General features: G+C 55.2%; 15 protein-coding genes. 13 read left to right on the forward strand and 2 right to left on the reverse strand.

Going from position 1 to position 17946, the window contains the following annotated elements:
- Window positions 1-45: 45 nt before the first annotated feature.
- From ACZZZU_RS01380 to ACZZZU_RS01420, 9 genes are all read left to right on the forward strand, one after another.
- Window positions 46-807, forward strand: a complete 762-nt coding sequence (locus ACZZZU_RS01380) for a DNA adenine methylase (RefSeq protein ID WP_463549498.1) — start codon at window positions 46-48, stop codon at window positions 805-807.
- A gap of 1690 nt (window positions 808-2497) precedes the next feature.
- Complete coding sequence (gene tig / locus ACZZZU_RS01385; protein ID WP_463382938.1) at window positions 2498-3808, forward strand: trigger factor; 1311 nt, start codon at window positions 2498-2500, stop codon at window positions 3806-3808.
- 89 nt (window positions 3809-3897) lie between these two features.
- Window positions 3898-4542, forward strand: coding sequence for an ATP-dependent Clp endopeptidase proteolytic subunit ClpP (gene clpP, locus ACZZZU_RS01390; protein WP_463549499.1), 645 nt, complete (start codon window positions 3898-3900; stop codon window positions 4540-4542).
- A 103-nt stretch (window positions 4543-4645) separates the two neighbouring features.
- Complete coding sequence (clpX, locus tag ACZZZU_RS01395) at window positions 4646-5926, forward strand: ATP-dependent Clp protease ATP-binding subunit ClpX (RefSeq protein ID WP_122495527.1); 1281 nt, start codon at window positions 4646-4648, stop codon at window positions 5924-5926.
- A gap of 154 nt (window positions 5927-6080) precedes the next feature.
- On the forward strand, window positions 6081-8477 hold the full coding sequence (gene lon / locus ACZZZU_RS01400) for an endopeptidase La (protein ID WP_122496511.1): 2397 nt from the start codon (window positions 6081-6083) through the stop codon (window positions 8475-8477).
- Window positions 8478-8614: 137 nt separating this feature from the next.
- On the forward strand, window positions 8615-8887 hold the full coding sequence (hupB, locus tag ACZZZU_RS01405; RefSeq protein WP_003239952.1) for a nucleoid-associated protein HU-beta: 273 nt from the start codon (window positions 8615-8617) through the stop codon (window positions 8885-8887).
- A gap of 226 nt (window positions 8888-9113) precedes the next feature.
- Entirely contained in the window at window positions 9114-10988 is a 1875-nt protein-coding gene (locus ACZZZU_RS01410) for a SurA N-terminal domain-containing protein (protein ID WP_463549500.1), read from the forward strand.
- 119 nt (window positions 10989-11107) lie between these two features.
- Window positions 11108-11998 carry an NAD(P)-dependent oxidoreductase gene (locus tag ACZZZU_RS01415; protein WP_463552085.1) on the forward strand — a complete coding sequence of 297 codons (891 nt, stop codon included), beginning with the start codon at window positions 11108-11110 and terminating at the stop codon, window positions 11996-11998.
- Complete coding sequence (locus ACZZZU_RS01420) at window positions 11998-12795, forward strand: hydroxypyruvate isomerase family protein (protein WP_463549501.1); 798 nt, start codon at window positions 11998-12000, stop codon at window positions 12793-12795. The genes ACZZZU_RS01415 and ACZZZU_RS01420 overlap by 1 nt, the downstream gene beginning before the upstream one ends.
- On the opposite strand, the gene ACZZZU_RS01425 is transcribed toward ACZZZU_RS01420, so the two are convergent.
- Together ACZZZU_RS01425 and ACZZZU_RS01430 are read right to left on the reverse strand one after the other, a co-directional pair.
- Window positions 12782-13561 carry a siderophore-interacting protein gene (locus ACZZZU_RS01425; RefSeq protein WP_463549502.1) on the reverse strand — a complete coding sequence of 260 codons (780 nt, stop codon included), beginning with the start codon at window positions 13559-13561 and terminating at the stop codon, window positions 12782-12784. The genes ACZZZU_RS01420 and ACZZZU_RS01425 overlap by 14 nt on opposite strands.
- Entirely contained in the window at window positions 13558-14130 is a 573-nt protein-coding gene (locus ACZZZU_RS01430; protein WP_463549503.1) for a PadR family transcriptional regulator, read from the reverse strand. Before ACZZZU_RS01430 ends, ACZZZU_RS01425 begins: the two co-directional genes overlap by 4 nt.
- Before the next feature lie 263 nt (window positions 14131-14393).
- Here ACZZZU_RS01430 and ACZZZU_RS01435 point away from each other — a divergent pair, with 263 nt between their 5' ends.
- The 4 genes from ACZZZU_RS01435 to ACZZZU_RS01450 all read left to right on the forward strand — a co-directional run bounded on the left by ACZZZU_RS01435 (window position 14394) and on the right by ACZZZU_RS01450 (window position 17927).
- Window positions 14394-15719, forward strand: a complete 1326-nt coding sequence (locus ACZZZU_RS01435) for a spinster family MFS transporter (RefSeq protein ID WP_122495539.1) — start codon at window positions 14394-14396, stop codon at window positions 15717-15719.
- A 279-nt stretch (window positions 15720-15998) separates the two neighbouring features.
- The gene (locus ACZZZU_RS01440) at window positions 15999-16319 is read left to right on the forward strand and encodes a hypothetical protein (RefSeq protein WP_463549504.1); all 321 of its coding nucleotides are present in this window, start codon (window positions 15999-16001) and stop codon (window positions 16317-16319) included.
- Between the two features lie 71 nt (window positions 16320-16390).
- The gene (locus tag ACZZZU_RS01445) at window positions 16391-16693 is read left to right on the forward strand and encodes an ESPR-type extended signal peptide-containing protein (RefSeq protein WP_463549505.1); all 303 of its coding nucleotides are present in this window, start codon (window positions 16391-16393) and stop codon (window positions 16691-16693) included.
- A gap of 10 nt (window positions 16694-16703) precedes the next feature.
- Window positions 16704-17927 (forward strand): phosphatase domain-containing putative toxin, encoded by a 1224-nt coding sequence (locus ACZZZU_RS01450; protein ID WP_463549506.1) that lies wholly within the window; start codon window positions 16704-16706, stop codon window positions 17925-17927.
- Window positions 17928-17946 lie beyond the last annotated feature (19 nt).

A 17946-nucleotide genomic window follows, 5' to 3' on the forward strand; every position in this document is an offset into this window, starting at 1 on the left:
GGTGCGAAGCCTAAGCGAATCCAAAAAATCAGACAAGGATCACTTATGTCGCAACCAATTTTCCCGTGGATGGGTGGCAAGCGCCGCCTCGCAAAACACATCCTGCCGGAGTTCCCCGATCACGAATGCTACGTCGAGCCGTTCTGTGGCGGCGCGGCGCTGTTCTTTATGAAAGAGCCAAGCCGGGTTGAGGTGATTAACGACTTTGACGGTGAGGTAGTGAACCTTTATCGCGTGGTGGCCAACCACCTGGAGGAGCTGGTCCGTTCTTTCAAATGGTCGCTGGTCAGCCGCAAAATGTTCGAGTGGGCGAACATGCAGGTGCCGCAGACCCTCACGGATATTCAGCGCGCAGCGCGCTTCTTTTACCTGCAGCAATTGTGCTTCGGCGCCAAACCAACCGGCCGGACGTTCGGCACAGCTACGACGACTCCGCCGAAGCTCAACCTGTTGCGCGTCGAAGAGAAGTTGAGCGAGGCACACCTCCGCCTGGCCAGGACAACGGTAGAGAATCTGGATTGGAAAGAGTGCATCCGTCGCTACGACCGTGAGCACACGTTGTTCTACCTCGACCCACCGTATTGGCAGACCGCAGGTTATGCACCTGGTGGTTTCGGCTTTGAGCAATACCAAGCCATGGCGGAGCTGGCAGCCAGCATTAAGGGTCGGATGGTTATTTCCATCAATGACCACCCGCAGATCCGGGAGGCATTCAGCGCGCTGAGGCTGAAGGTGGTGCCGTTCCGCCACACGGTAGGCGGGGGCAACGGTAAGGAAGCCAACGAGCTGATCTACTTCAACTGGTAGATCGGAACTCAATGAAGAAAGCCGCCCAACGAGGCGGCTTTTTTTGCGATGCGTTTTACGAAGTGGCCGGGAAAGACGACTTCGGCACGATCAAGAAATCATCGGCGACGACTAGTTGGCAATGTTGCGCATCCCGCCGCAGCTCATGGGCGTGGTGCCGCAGAACGCTGGCGGGTTGGGATCAATCCGCGATGCGGCTGAGGTTTGGGCTGTCAACGAGCTGGAGCCCGGGCAGGCGCGGCTTCTACAGATCAATGATTGCCTGGGGGAGGAGGTGATCGCTTCCGGCCGTATGAAGTCCCTGCGTAGGGTGCCAATCTAGAAAACTGACCGTTGGTACCAAGCAAGTTCGCGCCGCCATTTCTTCGCTTACTGCCGCGAGATATCGCTTCGTGAGCCGCAAGTACTCAATGGAGTCACGGTAACTGAACGGATGATTTTTAAGCATAAAACCATCCATGTCATTGCTCGCAGTCTCGCGGGCCTTGACCAGCTCAATAAGCCTTTCCGTGTAATCCATCGGTTCAAACCTCACACCGTCGCTCAGCCTGTACGATGCGCTTCCTCGCGGGACTCGCTCGTTGTGTGACCTACGGGTTTGGAACGGGTTCATTCGAAACGTTGCGAACACCCTAACGAGTTACCAGCTCTACATCCGCAAAATGGCTGACGAATGCTGTCCTGCGGACCGCGTTGCGCGGTGACGCCAGTTTCCCTTTGACCCATGCGCGCGCGCTCGTCCCCCCGCCACGCCTGCGGGCTAAATGTGTCGATGTACCTGCACCCCTGCAACACCATTCAGACGGCCCAATAAGGGCGCTGTGTGGCGTTGTTTTGTGTGAGATATACCTGCGGAACCCTGCAAGGGTAGGGGTGTTTTTGACGCGCTATGGAACGATTTCGGCAACGGCTTGGAGGTCGCGAGTGAGAATTGGGGTGGGCCGTCCAAAACGGGTAATTTTTCTTGCCGTGCGGGAAAAGATCTCTGAAAGCCCCGTGGTTATTGGGGGGAGCAGCTTACTCAGGCAGGTAATTTCGGGTTAGGTAAGAGGTAATTTTTTCGTAACTATCTGATTTTAAAGGCTTTGTATTTCGCAACTTATTCCCCAGTTTCTGGGTAAGCGGCTTACCTTCTGATTACCAAAAAATTACCTTTTAGGTTTTATGTAACTATATGAATATAAAGGAGTTTATTGTAGTTTCTGAATTGATTACCCAGATTACCTGTATTTCGTGGGTCAACATAAAACGGCCAAAAGCACCGAATTGGGCGTTTTCTCATGCTGCTCGCTCTGAGACCTGGGAACACTCTGGGAACAGAAATAGGCGCACAGGCACTACCGCGATGCGGTGGAATGCGGGCTGCAGGCGTGATCAGTTTAAGGAGGTGAGTTCGAGTCTCTCCGTCCGCACCAACTAGCGCTGATCTCGGCGAACAAAAAAGGCAGCTCCGTTAAGGGCTGCCTTTTTTGTTTTCCGGTTTTCCGGTTTCCCGTTTTTCCAGTGTGTAATTTTCCTTCCTTTAATAAGCACGGGCGACATGCATGGCTCGGCTTATGTAGGAATTCCCTTATGAATCCACGACTGACGCACTGTGTGGTGACTTCTTGAGTTTTCGCCACTAGAATGCATGCCCTTGATTTCTGGGGCCGGAAACGGCCGGCTAACGTCTGTGCAACGAGGAATATTCATGCAAGTTTCTGTTGAAAATACTTCCGCTCTTGAGCGTCGTATGACCATTGGCGTTCCTGCTGAGCGCATCGAGACCGAAGTAAACAAGCGCCTGCAGCAGACTGCACGCCGTGCCAAAGTGCCGGGTTTCCGCCCAGGCAAAGTGCCGATGAGCGTTATCCGTCAGCGTTACGAAGACGCTGCTCGTCAGGAAGCCCTGAGCGACCTGATCCAGGCCACCTTCTACGAAGCTGTGGTCGAGCAGAAATTGAACCCGGCTGGCGCGCCAGCAGTTCAGCCAAAAACCTTCGAAAAGGGCAAAGACCTCGAATACGTCGCCACCTTCGAAGTGTTCCCTGAGTTCCAGGTCGCGGGCTTCGACGGTATCGCCATCGAACGCCTGCAAGCCGAAGTCGCTGATGCCGACCTCGACAACATGCTGGAAATCCTGCGTAAGCAAAACACCCGTTTCGAAACCGCTGACCGTGCCGCTCAGAAAGACGACCAGGTCAATATCGATTTCGTTGGCAAAGTAGATGGTGAAGCGTTCGCTGGCGGCTCGGCCAAAGGCACTCAACTGGTTATCGGCTCTGGCCGCATGATCCCTGGTTTCGAAGACGGTCTGGTCGGCGCTAAAGCTGGCGAAGAGCGCGTGCTGAAGCTGACTTTCCCTGCCGACTACCAAAACCTGGAACTGGCCGGTAAAGAAGCCGAATTCACCGTCACCGTGAACAGCATTGCCGAGCCAAAACTGCCAGAACTGAACGACGATTTCTTCGCCCTGTTCGGTATCAAAGAAGGCGGCCTCGAAGGCTTCCGCGCCGAAGTTCGCAAGAACATGGAGCGCGAGCTGCGTCAGGCCATCAAATCGAAAGTTAAAAACCAAGTGATGGAAGGGCTGCTGTCGGCCAATCCTATCGAAGTGCCAAAAGCACTGTTGAGCAACGAAGTTGACCGTTTGCGCGTACAAGCGGTGCAGCAGTTTGGCGGCAACATTAAACCTGACCAATTGCCCGCCGAGCTGTTCGAAGAACAAGCCAAGCGTCGCGTTGTGCTGGGTCTGATCGTGGCCGAAGTGGTTAAGCAGTTCGAGCTCAAGCCTGACGAAGCCCGCGTTCGCGAGATGATTCAAGAAATGGCTTCGGCCTATCAAGAGCCTGAGCAAGTGGTGTCCTGGTACTACAAAAACGACCAGCAACTGAACGAAGTGCGTTCGGTTGTACTGGAAGAACAAGTTGTAGATACTGTTCTGCAGAAGGCCAATGTGACCGATAAGCAGGTCTCTTACGAAGAAGCGGTCAAGCCGGCAGAAGCTCCACAAGCAGCCTGACCCTAACGTCGTACGAGCAACCATAAGCCAGCCTTCGTGCTGGCTTATGTGTATTTGAGACATGACAAAAGCTAGGGAGCGTCGGATACATGTCCAGTAATCCTTTTATGCCGCAAACGCATGACATCCAGGCCGCTGGTGGTTTGGTGCCAATGGTCATTGAGCAGTCCGCCCGCGGCGAACGCGCTTATGACATCTACTCGCGCTTGCTAAAAGAGCGCGTGATTTTCCTCATCGGCCCGGTAGAAGACTACATGGCCAACCTGGTTGCAGCGCAGCTGCTATTCCTGGAAGCGGAAAATCCGGACAAAGACATTCACCTCTACATCAATTCGCCAGGCGGTTCGGTAACTGCAGGTATGTCGATCTACGACACCATGCAGTTCATCAAGCCGGACGTGTCCACCATCTGCATCGGCCAAGCTTGCAGCATGGGCGCGCTTCTGTTGGCTGGCGGTGCCGCTGGTAAGCGTTACTGCCTGCCGCATTCGCGCATGATGATTCACCAGCCGTTGGGTGGCTTCCAGGGCCAGGCTTCGGACATTGAAATTCACACCCGTGAAATTCTCACGATCCGTGATCGCCTGAACCAAATCCTTGCGTACCACACCGGTCAGCCGATCGAGGTGATTGCCCGCGACACCGACCGTGACAACTTCATGAGCGGCGAAGTCGCCGTGAATTACGGTCTGATCGACAAGGTTCTGAGCAAGCGGGAAATGGCTGCTCAGTAAGCCTTTTGGCAGCGGTCAGTAATACATGGCCGCCATGCGGGCTTGAAAATGCCCGCATTTGCCCTCATCTTGTGTTTCAAGCCTATCGGATTGGATTGAACGAATGACTGACACCCGCAACGGCGAGGACAACGGCAAACTGCTTTATTGCTCCTTCTGCGGCAAAAGCCAGCACGAAGTACGCAAATTGATTGCCGGCCCTTCGGTCTTTATCTGCGACGAGTGCGTTGACCTGTGCAATGACATCATCCGCGAGGAGGTGCAAGAAGCTCAGGCCGAGAGCAGCGCTCACAAACTTCCCGCGCCCAAGGAAATCAGCACCATCCTTGATCAGTATGTGATCGGGCAGGAACGAGCGAAAAAGGTGTTGGCGGTGGCGGTTTATAACCACTACAAACGCCTTAACCAGCGCGACAAGAAAGATGATGTCGAGCTGGGCAAAAGTAATATTCTGCTGATTGGTCCGACCGGCTCGGGTAAAACCCTGCTCGCCGAGACGCTGGCTCGCTTGCTGAACGTGCCGTTCACCATCGCTGATGCCACCACTTTGACCGAAGCCGGCTACGTCGGTGAGGACGTGGAAAACATCATTCAGAAGCTGCTGCAAAAGTGTGATTACGATGTAGAAAAGGCCCAGATGGGCATCGTCTATATCGACGAAATCGACAAAATTTCCCGCAAATCCGATAACCCGTCGATTACTCGTGACGTCTCTGGTGAGGGCGTGCAGCAAGCCTTGCTGAAACTGATAGAGGGCACGGTCGCCTCGGTTCCGCCACAAGGTGGTCGCAAGCATCCGCAGCAGGAGTTTCTGCAGGTGGATACGCGCAACATTTTGTTCATTTGTGGCGGCGCGTTTTCGGGTCTTGAGAAAGTTATTCAAGGCCGTTCGGCCAAAGGCGGCATCGGCTTCAACGCTGAGGTGCGCAGCATCGATTTGGGCAAAAAAGTCGGAGAATCCTTGCGTCAGGTTGAGCCTGATGACTTGGTCAAGTTTGGCTTGATTCCTGAGTTTGTAGGTCGTTTGCCTGTTATCGCGACGTTGGACGAATTGGATGAGGCTGCGTTAATGCAGATTCTCACCGAGCCGAAAAATGCGCTCACCAAACAATACGCCAAGCTGTTCGAGATGGAAGGCGTGGACCTGGAATTCCGCCCGGATGCCCTGAAGTCTGTTGCTCACCGGGCTTTGGAGCGCAAAACCGGCGCCCGTGGGCTGCGATCCATTCTTGAAGGCGTATTGCTCGACACCATGTATGAAATCCCGTCTCAAACGGACGTGAGCAAAGTGGTGATCGACGAGAGCGTAATCGCGGGCACATCCAAACCGCTGTTGATCTACGAAAACAGTGAGCCGCCGGCAAAAGCTGCGCCAGACGCATAAAGCTCGGTTGTCACATGGTTAAACCAAAGGGGCCTGCGGGCCCCTTTGCTTTTCCTGAACGAGCGCTTGTTTTTTGTTTGGGCTGCCCCCATCTTAGGTCCAAGGGTATTTCCCACCTGTTTACGGCCGAATGGCCGCCGTAGAGCTGAAACTCATGAAGACAACAGTCGAATTGCCTCTCTTGCCACTGCGTGATGTCGTGGTATACCCACACATGGTGATCCCGCTGTTTGTGGGGCGCGAAAAATCTATTGAAGCCCTTGAGGCTGCGATGAGCGGTGACAAGCAGATCTTGCTAGTCGCGCAAAAGAACCCTGCAGATGACGATCCTGCTGAAGACGCGCTTTACCGCGTCGGTACCGTAGCCACCGTGCTGCAATTGCTGAAACTGCCCGACGGCACAGTAAAGGTATTGGTCGAAGGCGAGCAGCGCGGCGCTATCGAGCGCTTCATCGAGATCGACGGCCATTGCCGTGCGCAGGTCGCGTTGATTGAAGAGGTCGATGCCGCCGAGCGCGAATCGGAAGTCTTCACCCGCAGCCTTCTGAGCCAGTTCGAGCAATATGTTCAGCTCGGCAAGAAGGTGCCGGCCGAGGTCTTGTCTTCCCTCAATAGTATCGATGAGCCCAGCCGCCTGGTTGACACCATGGCGGCGCACATGGCGCTGAAAATCGAACAGAAGCAAGAAATCCTCGAGATAACTGAGCTCGCCCAGCGGGTTGAGCACGTGTTGGCTCTGCTGGATGCTGAAATCGATTTGCTGCAGGTCGAGAAGCGCATCCGCGGCCGCGTTAAAAAGCAGATGGAGCGCAGCCAGCGCGAGTACTACCTGAATGAGCAGATGAAGGCTATTCAGAAAGAGTTGGGCGATGGCGACGAAGGTCATAACGAACTCGATGAACTTAAAAAGCGCGTCGAAAATGCCGGCCTTACGAAAGAAGCACACACCAAGGCACAGGCTGAGCTGAATAAGCTGAAGCAGATGTCGCCTATGTCCGCAGAAGCGACCGTGGTTCGCTCGTACATCGATTGGCTGGTCAACGTTCCATGGAAAGCGGAGAGCAAAGTTCGGCTTGATCTCGCCAAGGCAGAGGACATCCTGGACGCTGACCACTATGGCCTCGAAGAAGTAAAAGAGCGCATCCTCGAATATCTCGCCGTGCAGAAGCGCGTGAAAAAAGTGAAAGGTCCGGTGCTCTGTCTTGTTGGCCCACCTGGCGTCGGTAAAACCTCGCTGGCTGAGTCGATTGCCCATGCCACCAACCGCAAGTTCGTGCGCATGGCGCTCGGCGGCGTGCGGGACGAAGCTGAAATTCGTGGTCACCGTCGTACATACATCGGCTCGATGCCAGGTCGCCTAATTCAGAAGATGACGAAGGTTGGCGTGCGCAACCCGCTCTTCTTGCTCGACGAAATCGACAAGATGGGCCAGGACATGCGTGGTGACCCGGCCTCGGCGCTGCTCGAGGTGCTTGATCCTGAGCAAAACCACAACTTTAACGACCATTATCTGGAGGTTGATTACGACCTTTCAGACGTAATGTTCCTCTGCACCGCAAACTCTATGAACATTCCAGCGCCTCTGCTGGACCGTATGGAAGTGATCCGTCTACCAGGCTATACGGAAGACGAAAAGGTCAATATCGCGGTGAAGTACCTGGCACCGAAACAGCTTCAAGCCAACGGCTTGAAGAAGGGTGAGCTTGAATTCGAGGAGGCTGCGATCCGCGACATGATCCGCTACTACACACGCGAAGCGGGTGTCCGTAGTCTCGAGCGTCAGATCGCTAAGGTTTGCCGGAAGGCTGTTAAAGAGCATTTCCGTGAGAAGCGTATGAAAGTCGTCGTGGCTGCTGACTCGCTCGAGCACTTCCTCGGCGTCAGTAAATACCGCTACGGACTGGCCGAGCAGCAGGATCAGATTGGGCAGGTCACCGGGCTTGCGTGGACCCAAGTTGGCGGCGAGCTGCTCACGATTGAAGCGGCTGTGGTGCCGGGCAAAGGCCAGTTGATCAAGACCGGTTCTTTGGGCGATGTAATGGTGGAATCCATTACCGCAGCGCTCACCGTGGTCCGCAGTCGGGCCAAGAGTCTGGGTGTAGCGCTCGACTTCCATGAGAAGCGCGATATCCACATTCACATGCCCGAAGGGGCGACCCCTAAAGATGGTCCCAGCGCTGGCGTAGGCATGTGTACGGCCCTGGTTTCAGCGCTTACGCAAATACCGGTTCGAGCAGATGTGGCCATGACCGGCGAGATCACTTTGCGCGGTCAAGTTCTCGCAATCGGCGGCTTGAAAGAAAAACTTCTTGCGGCTCATCGCGGTGGAATCAAGATTGTGATTATTCCCGAAGAGAACGTTCGTGATCTGAAAGAGATTCCAGAGAATATTAAGGCTGACTTGCAGATTAAACCGGTTAAATGGATTGACGAGGTCCTGCAAATTGCGCTGCAATACGCGCCGGAGCCCTTGCCCGATGCGGCTCCGGAGATGGTTGCAAAGGATGACAAGCGCGAGACTGATTCCAAGGAGCGAATTAGCACGCATTAGCCGGGGGGCTTCCTTGACACATTTTTAGAGCCCTTGTTATAAAGCGGCTCTTCTTGTGCCAAATGGCCTTCCAGCACCGTTTTTGCTTTCACCCAAAAATTAAGAAATAAACTCAAACAGGAATAAGGGGACTTAGAGTGAACAAGTCGGAACTGATTGATGCTATCGCTGCATCTGCTGATATCCCGAAAGCTGTAGCTGGCCGTGCGCTGGACGCAGTAATCGAATCCGTAACTGGCGCTCTCAAGGCTGGTGATTCGGTTGTACTGGTAGGCTTCGGTACTTTCGCTGTTAAAGAGCGCGCTGCTCGTACTGGCCGTAACCCACAGACTGGTAAGCCGATCAGCATCGCTGCTGCTAAGATCCCAGGCTTCAAAGCTGGTAAAGCTCTGAAAGACGCCGTTAACTAAGCGTCTTTCTGGTTTTGCCCACCTCGGCCAGCGTAATGCTGGCCGAGTCGCGAGGCGGTAGAGCAGAGCTGGTTAGATTACCGGCTCCGCGCAACGAGGTTCGATAGGAGCCTTGATCGCCCCGCCAGCTACGAGAAGGCGCATCCTCGGATGCGCCTTTCTTCTATCCGGATTCTACCCACGCTCCACGGCCGCTTATTTCAGTACGGTCGTTTCTGGGGGACGCATGCTGCAGAACATCAGGGACAATTCACAAGGCTGGATTGCCAAGACCATCATCGGTGTCATCGTTGCCTTAATGGCATTCACGGGCATTGAGGCTATTTTCACTTCTCAAAGCACCGCGCAACAGGCTGCCAAGGTCAATGGTGAAGAAGTAAGCCAAAACGAACTGAGCCAGGCGATGGAAGCCCAGCGTCGCCAGTTGATGCAACGCCTCGGTAAAGATTTCGACGCTTCGCTGCTCGACGATAAACTGCTGCGTGAAGCAGCTTTGAAAAGTTTGATCGAGCGCAAACTGCTGCTGCAGAGCACCAAAGACGCACATTTCGCATTTTCCCAGCCCGCTCTGGATCAGTTGATTCTGAACACCCCAGAGTTCCAGGTAGACGGCAAATTCAACTCCGACCGTTTCGACCAGGTTATTCGGCAGATGGGGCACACCCGTCTCCAGTTCCGTCAAATGCTTGAGCAAGAAATGCTCATCGGCCAGTTGCGTGCAGGCGTGTCCGGTAGCGGCTTTGTGACTGACGAAGAAGTGCAAAACTTCGCCCGTCTGGAAAAACAGACCCGTGACTTCGCGACGTTGACGCTCAAGGCGGATCCCAAAGCGGTGAAGCTTTCTGACGATGAAATCAAAGCCTACTACGACGAAAACGCCAGTCAGTTCATGAGTCCGGAACAGGTCGTTCTTGATTATATCGAGCTGAAGAAAGAAGCGTTCTTCAGCAAGGTGGAGGTCAGCAATGAAGACCTCCAAGCCGCGTACGAGAAAGAAATTGCCAACCTCGCTGAGCAACGCGAGGCCGCGCACATTCTTATCGAAGTGACCGACAAGCAAACCGACGAGCAGGCCAAAGCGAAGATTGATGAGATCAAGCAGCGTCTGGACAAAGGCGAAGATTTCGCCAAGTTGGCCAAAGAGCTGTCCGAAGATCCTGGTTCCAAGGCTAGCGGTGGCGACCTCGGCTATGCCGGTAAAGGTGTCTACGATCCCGCCTTCGAAGAAGCACTCTATGCGTTGGATAAAGGCGCTGTTTCGGCCCCGGTACGCAGCAGTTTCGGCTGGCACATCATCAAGTTGCTGGGCGTGCAGGCACCGGAAATACCGACCCTGGCCAGCTTGAAAGATAAACTGACCCGCGAGCTGAAAACCGCGCAGGTTGAGCAGAAATTCGTTGAGGCCAGCAAGGCGCTCGAAGACTCCGCATTCGAAGCGTCGGACCTCAGCCAACCCGCGCAAGAACAGGGCCTGCAGGTGCAAACCAGCGCGCCGTTCGGTCGCGAAGGGGGAGAGGGTCTGACCGCGAACCGTCAGGTGTTGCAGGCAGCGTTCAGCCCGGAAGTGTTGGAAGAAGGCTCGAACAGCGGAGCCATCGAACTCGATCCCGACACCGTGGTGATTGTGCGCGTCAAAGAGCACAAAAAGCCCGAGCAGCAGCCGCTTGAAAAAGTCACCGCTGCGATTCGCGAGCACTTGATTCAATTGCGCGCCGCTGAGGCGGTGGAAACCAAAGGCAAGGCGATGGTGGCTGATCTGCGCGAGGGCAAAACCCCAGTCGCTCAGGCCAAAGGTCAGCAAGACTGGAAGGTCGTGGAAGCTGCAACCCGTAGCCAGGAAGGTATCGAACCTTCCGTGTTGCAGGCGCTGTTTCGCATGAGCAAACCGGAATCGGCCGACAAACCCACCTTCACCGGCGTCACCCTGGCCAACGGCGACTATGTCGTCGTGCAGCTCAAAGGTGTCAGCGAGCCGAAAGAAAGCTTGAGCGAAGAAGATAAGGCGATGTACCGCCGCTTCCTCGCTTCACGCAGCGGCCAGCAAGATTTCGCTGCGTTCCGCGCCGAATTGGAAGCCAAGGCCAAAATCGAGCGTTTCTAAGCATTCGATTTAAGCCAACAGAAAAAGCCCCGCCCTGTGCGGGGCTTTTTTATTGGGGGTGCCGGCGATACAGGGCGAGCGTTAAGATGCCCGTTTTCTGCCGCCGTTGGAGTCTTGCGATGAACGCGTCCCTTCCTTCTATTGCTTTCGCCGGCATCGGCCTGATGGGGCTGCCCATGTGTCAGCGGTTGTTGTCGGCCGGCTACACGTTGACCGTCTGGAACCGTTCACCGGAGAAATGCGCGCCGCTGGCAGCCGCCGGTGCCCGCCAAGTCAGCACCCCTGCCGAGCTGTGCGCTCACGCCGATGTGGTGATGTTGTGCCTCGCCGATACGCGCGTGGTGCGCAAGGTCGTGTTCGGCGAAAACGGCGTAATCGACGGCGCGAAAGCGGGGCAGTTACTTGTCGATTTCTCCAGCCTGGAACCTGCCGCCACCCGGGAAATGGCCGCTGAATTGGAAAGCCGTACTGGCATGCATTGGCTGGACGCACCGGTATCGGGAGGCGTGGCCGGTGCAGAGGCAGGCACGTTGACCATCATGGCCGGTGGGCGCGAGGCAGACATTGAGCGCGTTCGCCCTGTTCTGATGAACCTGGGACAGCGTCTCACCCGCATGGGCTCCGTAGGGGCGGGCCAAGTCACCAAGGTATGCAATCAAATGATCGTTTCCTGCAATGCGCTGGTGATAGCCGAAGTCGTCGCGCTAGCGGAAAAATCCGGCGTCGATGCGGGTGTGCTGGCTTCAGCTTTGGCCGGTGGTTTTGCTGATTCCAAGCCGCTGCAAATTCTCGCACCGCAAATGGCCGCGAGCCAATTCGAGCCCATCAAGTGGCATGTGCGCACCTTACTGAAAGACTTGGATACCTCCGTGAAACTTGCTCGTGAGCATGACTCAAGTACCCCGATCAGCGCATTGGCTGCGCAACTGATGCGCTTGCATGGCAGCAACGTCGGCAATCTTGAGCGCGACCCGGCAACGCTTATCGAACTGTACCGGGAGAAGCATTGATGAACGTCGCGGCCAATATCTCCCTGCTGTTCACCGAGCTACCGCTGCTCAAGCGTATCGGCGCTGCCGCTGCGGCGGGTTTTTCAGGCGTCGAAGTGCAATATCCCTATGAAGCCCCGGCTATTCAGTTCAAGGAAGCCTTGGCAGCTGCCGGGCTGCCGTTGCTACTACTCAACATCGCTGCGCCCGACCTTGCCTCTGGCGGCCCAGGCCTGGCCGCCGTGCCCGAGCGTCGCGAGGCGTTTGCCCAGGCTTTGCAGGAGGCGCTTACCTACGCTGCCATGGTGCGCCCGCAATGTGTCAACGTGTTGCCAGGGCGCCTGGCTCAAGGCGTGAGCCGCGACCAAGCGCTTGCGACGCTCGTCGATAACGTGCGGATGACAGCCGAAGCCTTCCGGCCTTTGGGAATTAAAGTGCTCAGCGAGGCGATCAATCCCCTGGATATGCCAGGCTTCTTAATCAATACGCCGGAGCAATTGCGCGCGCTAGTCAACGCCGTGAATCACGAGAATTTCGCCGCCCAGCTCGACCTTTACCACATGGCGCGCCAGGGCCTGGATTTGTCTCAGGCAATTGCCGATTTGGCAGGAGTGATTGGCCACGTACAGTTCGCCGACTGTCCTGGCCGCAATCAGCCAGGCACCGGCAGCATTGATTTCGCCTCGGCCTTGGAGGCGTTGCGCCAGGCCGGATACACGGGCTGGCTGAGTGCGGAATACCGCCCCAGCGAGGGCACCGACGCTTCCCTGGCCTGGCTTTCGCAATGGCGCAGCGCCGGGATGCTTAGTCCTCAGTAGTGCTGTCGAGCTTCCAATAGCCAGCGGCCTTCAGAAAGTTCTCGTCAACACCGAAGTCATTGAGCAGTACGCGACGCACGCGACGCGATGTTGCCGACTCCGCGGCGATCCAGGTGTACAGCGAGCCACTCGGCAGCGTGATGGTTTTCACCGCGCTGAGCAGATTTTCTCCCTGGTCTCGGTGCAACCATTGCACCGTCACGTTCGCCGCGCTGCGCAAGGTTTGCTGCTCGGCGGCGTCGGCCACTTCGATCAATGCCTGCACCTGACGCCCGGCCGGTAGTTCCTCTAGGCGCCGTGCGATAGCGGGCAGAGCGGTTTCGTCGCCGATCAGTAAGTAGCTGTCGAACATATCGGGCACGATCATCGAACCGCGTGGCCCCCCGGCATACAGGTGCTGGCCCGGTGCCGCCTGTTCTGCCCACGTCGAGGCGGGGCCGTCGCCGTGCAGCACGAAATCGATATCCAACTCGCCCGCCGCCGCGTCGTAACGGCGCGGCGTGTAGTCGCGCATCGCCGGCTTGGGCCCCTCGGTTTCCACTCCAGCGTGGAGCGCTTCCAGCGCCGCTTGTTGCTCCGGTGTCTGGGCGAAAAACAGTTTTATATGGTCGTCGCTTCCCAAACTGATAAAACCCGCTAGGTCCGGGCCGCCAAGGGTGATGCGGCGCATATGTGGGGTCAGCTCGGTCACGCGGATCACATCCAGACGACGACGTTTGATTTCATGCATAACGCGGTGAATGCCCGCTGCATTGGGTTGTGTCATTGCGCACTCTCCGGGTTGGTTTGGGCCGAGTTTGGACCGGCAGCGATGGCGGTGGCGGCGGCATTCAGCAAATCGCGCACACGGATGATTTCCGCCTCGCTCCATTGCCCATGGTGCAGCTGCAACGCGTGCCGCAGGTTATGCACCGCCTCGTGAATTTGTGCCGGCCGGTCATGGCCGCGCATTGAGCGTTTACTGACTTCCAAGCGCACCCTCAGGCCGTCCAGTGCCACTTGCTGCTCGGCAAGCGAGGCACGGCCAGCGTCGGTCGCGCTATAAAGCTTTTTGCCGTGCTGCGCATCGCCGGCAATTAGGTCGCTTTCCTCAAGGAAGGTCAGCGTCGGGTAAATAACCCCTGGACTTGGGGCATATGCGCCTTCAAACATGTCTTCGATCCTACGGATCAGGTCGTAGCCGTGGCTGGGTTGTTCAGCGATCAGCGCCAACAACAACAGTTTCAAATCGCCTGGTGCAAACACCCGTGGTCCGCGTCCGCCACGCCCACCGGGGCGGCGTTCAAACTCATCGGTTTCACGCATATGGAACGGATGGTGATGGTGGTCTCTCATCGTTTTACTCTCGTCTCGGGTTTCTAAGATATAACGTAAGATATATCGTAGAAGTCTGGCAAGCCGTTTCGACCAGCGGTAACCGCCGCGTGCCACCAAGGCTCGGCGCAGAAAGCGAGAAAAAATCGCGTTACATAAGGTTTACGAATGTTCACAGACACCGCTTCCCAGAGGCTCTAGATTGGACCCTCGGGCTTTGTCCTACAGTGTTTTGCGTAGCGGCGATGTCAGCGTAGATAAGAACAACAAAAGAGAACTCCTTTATGTCCAGTGCTACTCAGGCGGCCAATGCTTGGCGTGTCTTGTTTTTGCTGTTCCTTGCGAACCTGTTCAATTTCTTCGACCGCAGCATTCCGGCGATCATCATCGAGCCCTTGCGCCATGAATGGAGCCTGAGCGACCTGCAGCTCGGCCTGATTGGCACCGCTTTTACCATCGTCTACGCGATCGCCGGCGTGCCGTTGGGGCGCATGGCCGACACAGGTTCGCGCAGCAAAATCATGGGCTGGGGACTGATGGTATGGAGCGGTCTTACAGCGGTTAACGGATTCGTTTCGGGGTTTTGGAGCTTTCTTCTGGTGCGCATGGGCGTTGGCATCGGTGAAGCCAGTTACGCGCCTGCCGCCAACTCGCTGATCGGCGATCTCTTTCCCGCCAACAAGCGCGCCCGTGCCATGGGCATTTTCATGTTGGGCCTGCCGTTGGGATTGTTGCTCGCCTTCTTTACCATCGGTGCGATGGTGGAAGCCTTTGGCAGTTGGCGAGCGCCGTTTTTCATCGCCGCCGTTCCGGGCATGATCCTGGCTGTCTTCATGTTCTTCATCCGCGAACCACAGCGTGGCGCGGCCGAGGTGGTGCAAGTGGCGGCGGTCAAGGTCGATCGCCCGGTGCGCAAAGTGTTGAGCATCCGTACATTCTGGTGGTTGGTGGTCGCCGGGCTGTGCTTCAACTTCGCAACCTATGCCTGTAACTCGTTCATGGTGCCGATGCTGCAGCGCTATTTCCTGATGCCGCTGGGGCAGGCCGCGGTTGCTACCGGCATTATTGTCGGCATTACCGGGCTTGTTGGCTTGACGGTCGGCGGCTGGTTTGCCGACAAGGCGCACCAACGTTCCGAGCGTGGTCGTCTGTGGATGGCTGCGGCGTCGCTGGCCATTTCTACGGTCGCGACAGGCTGGGCTTTATCGCTTGGTGCCGGAAGTATTGCCTTATTCGTGGCAATTTTTAGTCTCGGTTGGTTGTTTTCCTACAACTTCTACACCTGTGTTTACACCTCGATTCAAGACGTAATCGAACCGCGACTGCGTGCAACCGCGATGGCACTTTTTTTTGCCGGTCTGTACCTGCTCGGTGGTGGGCTTGGTCCAGTCGTGGTTGGTTGGCTGTCCGACCATTTCGCGCATTCAGCGATGTATGCCGCAGGTGCTGCCGAAATGAGCGAGGCGTTTAAAGCGGTTGGCTTGCACGACGCGATGTACCTTATACCGATCGCGATGCTGCTGACCCTGTTGGCATTGATTCAGGCCGCGCGGCATTTGCCAAAAGATGCGCTGGCCATGCGGCAATCCATGGAAGCCAACGCTGCATAACTTACGACTACAAATAAAAAGGCCCGCATGCTGCGGGCCTTTTTTATTTATAGTCGTGAAAGATAGGGTCATTGCGCTCGATGAATGTACGTTACTTGTTGTAGAAACAATACTTCGTTATGTACGATTTTTCTGCTGAAATAAATAACAGCCGGTAGTTTTATTCGTTTCCCTTGTTTTAAGGGAGGTTTCATACATTTGGCACGGTCGCCCCTTGCACACGTGTTGTCTTGTTTGGCGTAGCTTTAGTTTTATTCTTCGCCGCATAGAACTGCTGCCGTGCATATAAAAAGCTGGAAGTCTTATATTTTCACCGTGAGTTGTCAGGAGTGGCTGCGAAAGTACGCCGCAGGCGTTGCTGTGGGGGGCTTTACCCTTCTTGTGTTCCTCCCCGCTAGTGCCGATAAACCGACATCTTATTATCCCTCAGGTGTAACTCCTATCGAGCAGGAGTCGGACCGGCGCGAAAAGTTATTACTTGAGGAGAAAATCGCGCGGGAATTAAAGGAAAACCAACAAAAAATAAAGCAGCAAAGCAAGAGCGAGGCTTCGTCGGCGAGCCCGAAAGTTTCGCCTAAACAAAAAGAAGAAGGCGACTAGCGTTGCGGAGGGCGGCTTATATAGAACCGGTTTCTGCAATCAAAATCACGATTATTTAACTTGAGCTCATTATGAACAAACATTGTTTTCGCCTCATCTTCAGCAAACCCTTAGGTTTTTTAATTCCGGTCGCCGAAATCGCTACTGCCCAACGCAAACCTGGGCAGCGGCAGGGGCCTGCTGCTAGTGCAGTTGCACCTAAACCGCCGGCTTTTTCGATTAAGCATCTCGCACTTTCTATGTGGGTGGCCGCTGTTCCAAGTTGGGCCACCGCAGAAATTTTGCTGGATCGCAGCACCGGCGCCACGGTATCCAGCGCCGTCAATGGCGTGCCCGTGATCGAGATCGCCAAGCCAAATTCATACGATTGTTGATTTAACCAATGTGTCAGATGCCTCGCGGCATGGGCTAGTTGATTATCGCCCGACCGACGCTCCTACCAAACCTTTCGTTTTGGATGGCCGGACAGCGGAATTTCAATTATTGAATAAACAGACTCACCACGCGATAGAAGAGGCAAGTAGCGGTAAGTTAGTTGTAACGATGACCCACCCTGACGGCACGTCTGTGAAAAATACCGTGGATTATCTTAATACGCCGGTAAATGATCATGAGGCCAAAGGAACTGACTGGCTGAACGCGGTTGCGACCGAACTCAACGGCGCTATTGATCAAGCCAAAGCAAATGATAAGTGCGTGGCCGTGCATTGTACGGCAGGTGTCGGTCGCACCGGTCTGGCGATAATTGCCGGTCAGTTACAAAGTGCTCACAACGCAGGTAAGCTGGATAGTAGTAACAGCAAGACGATTGTCGATAACCTGATTACCGAACTGCGTGGTCAGCGTGGTGATTTAATGGTTCAGACTATTGATGTTCGCCGAAAGGAGCTTACTGGACCCGACTACGACAGGGATTTTCGCAACAAATACATGGCGTGGAACATAAAAAAACTACCAGGTCTGAACGGACCGGGAACGATCGGTTCATTCGGTGCGCTTCATACAACAATTTCCGAACATAACGGCCGCCTAATTCCGACACTCCAAGAATTAGCGGGTATCGATAATTCAAGGGTCTATAACCTGACCCCAGCCTTTCAAGATTTTGAGACAGGGAAGTTTCATCCGCGCTGGGGCGAGTTAAGTAAAGGCGACGTGGCCGACCCTGGGATTTATATGAACTCACTGGAAGCTAAAAAAACCAATTCATCACTGATTGGTTGGAAACGTCAGAACGATGGAAAGCTGAGTTACGTTCCAGCCAAATATCAGAACCGAATAGTCGTCGACTCGGCTAACAACTCCGGTTCACAGGTTAAAGCCAATAAACTGCTGCAAAAGTACCCAGTGAATACATTGCTGCTCAAGGATCTCGGCGGTGGTCGGCTGGAATACGTCGCTGGCCAGTTTGTCACGCCTAACGACTATACAACTAGAACCGCAAAAATCACTGTGTTGAGAGACTCATCAGCGGTGGGAGGCGCTACTTCACAGAAAGGCGTGGTTGCCGCGCTGTCCCGTAAGCTATCCAACAACTTGGCAGTCAAAAAAATTGAAACCGTGAAAGTGTCAAAAAAAATGGTATCGGCACCGTCACACACGCTTTAGTCGTCTACTGATCGGTAAT

This window comes from Pseudomonas sp. AC136 (genome assembly GCF_979258585.1).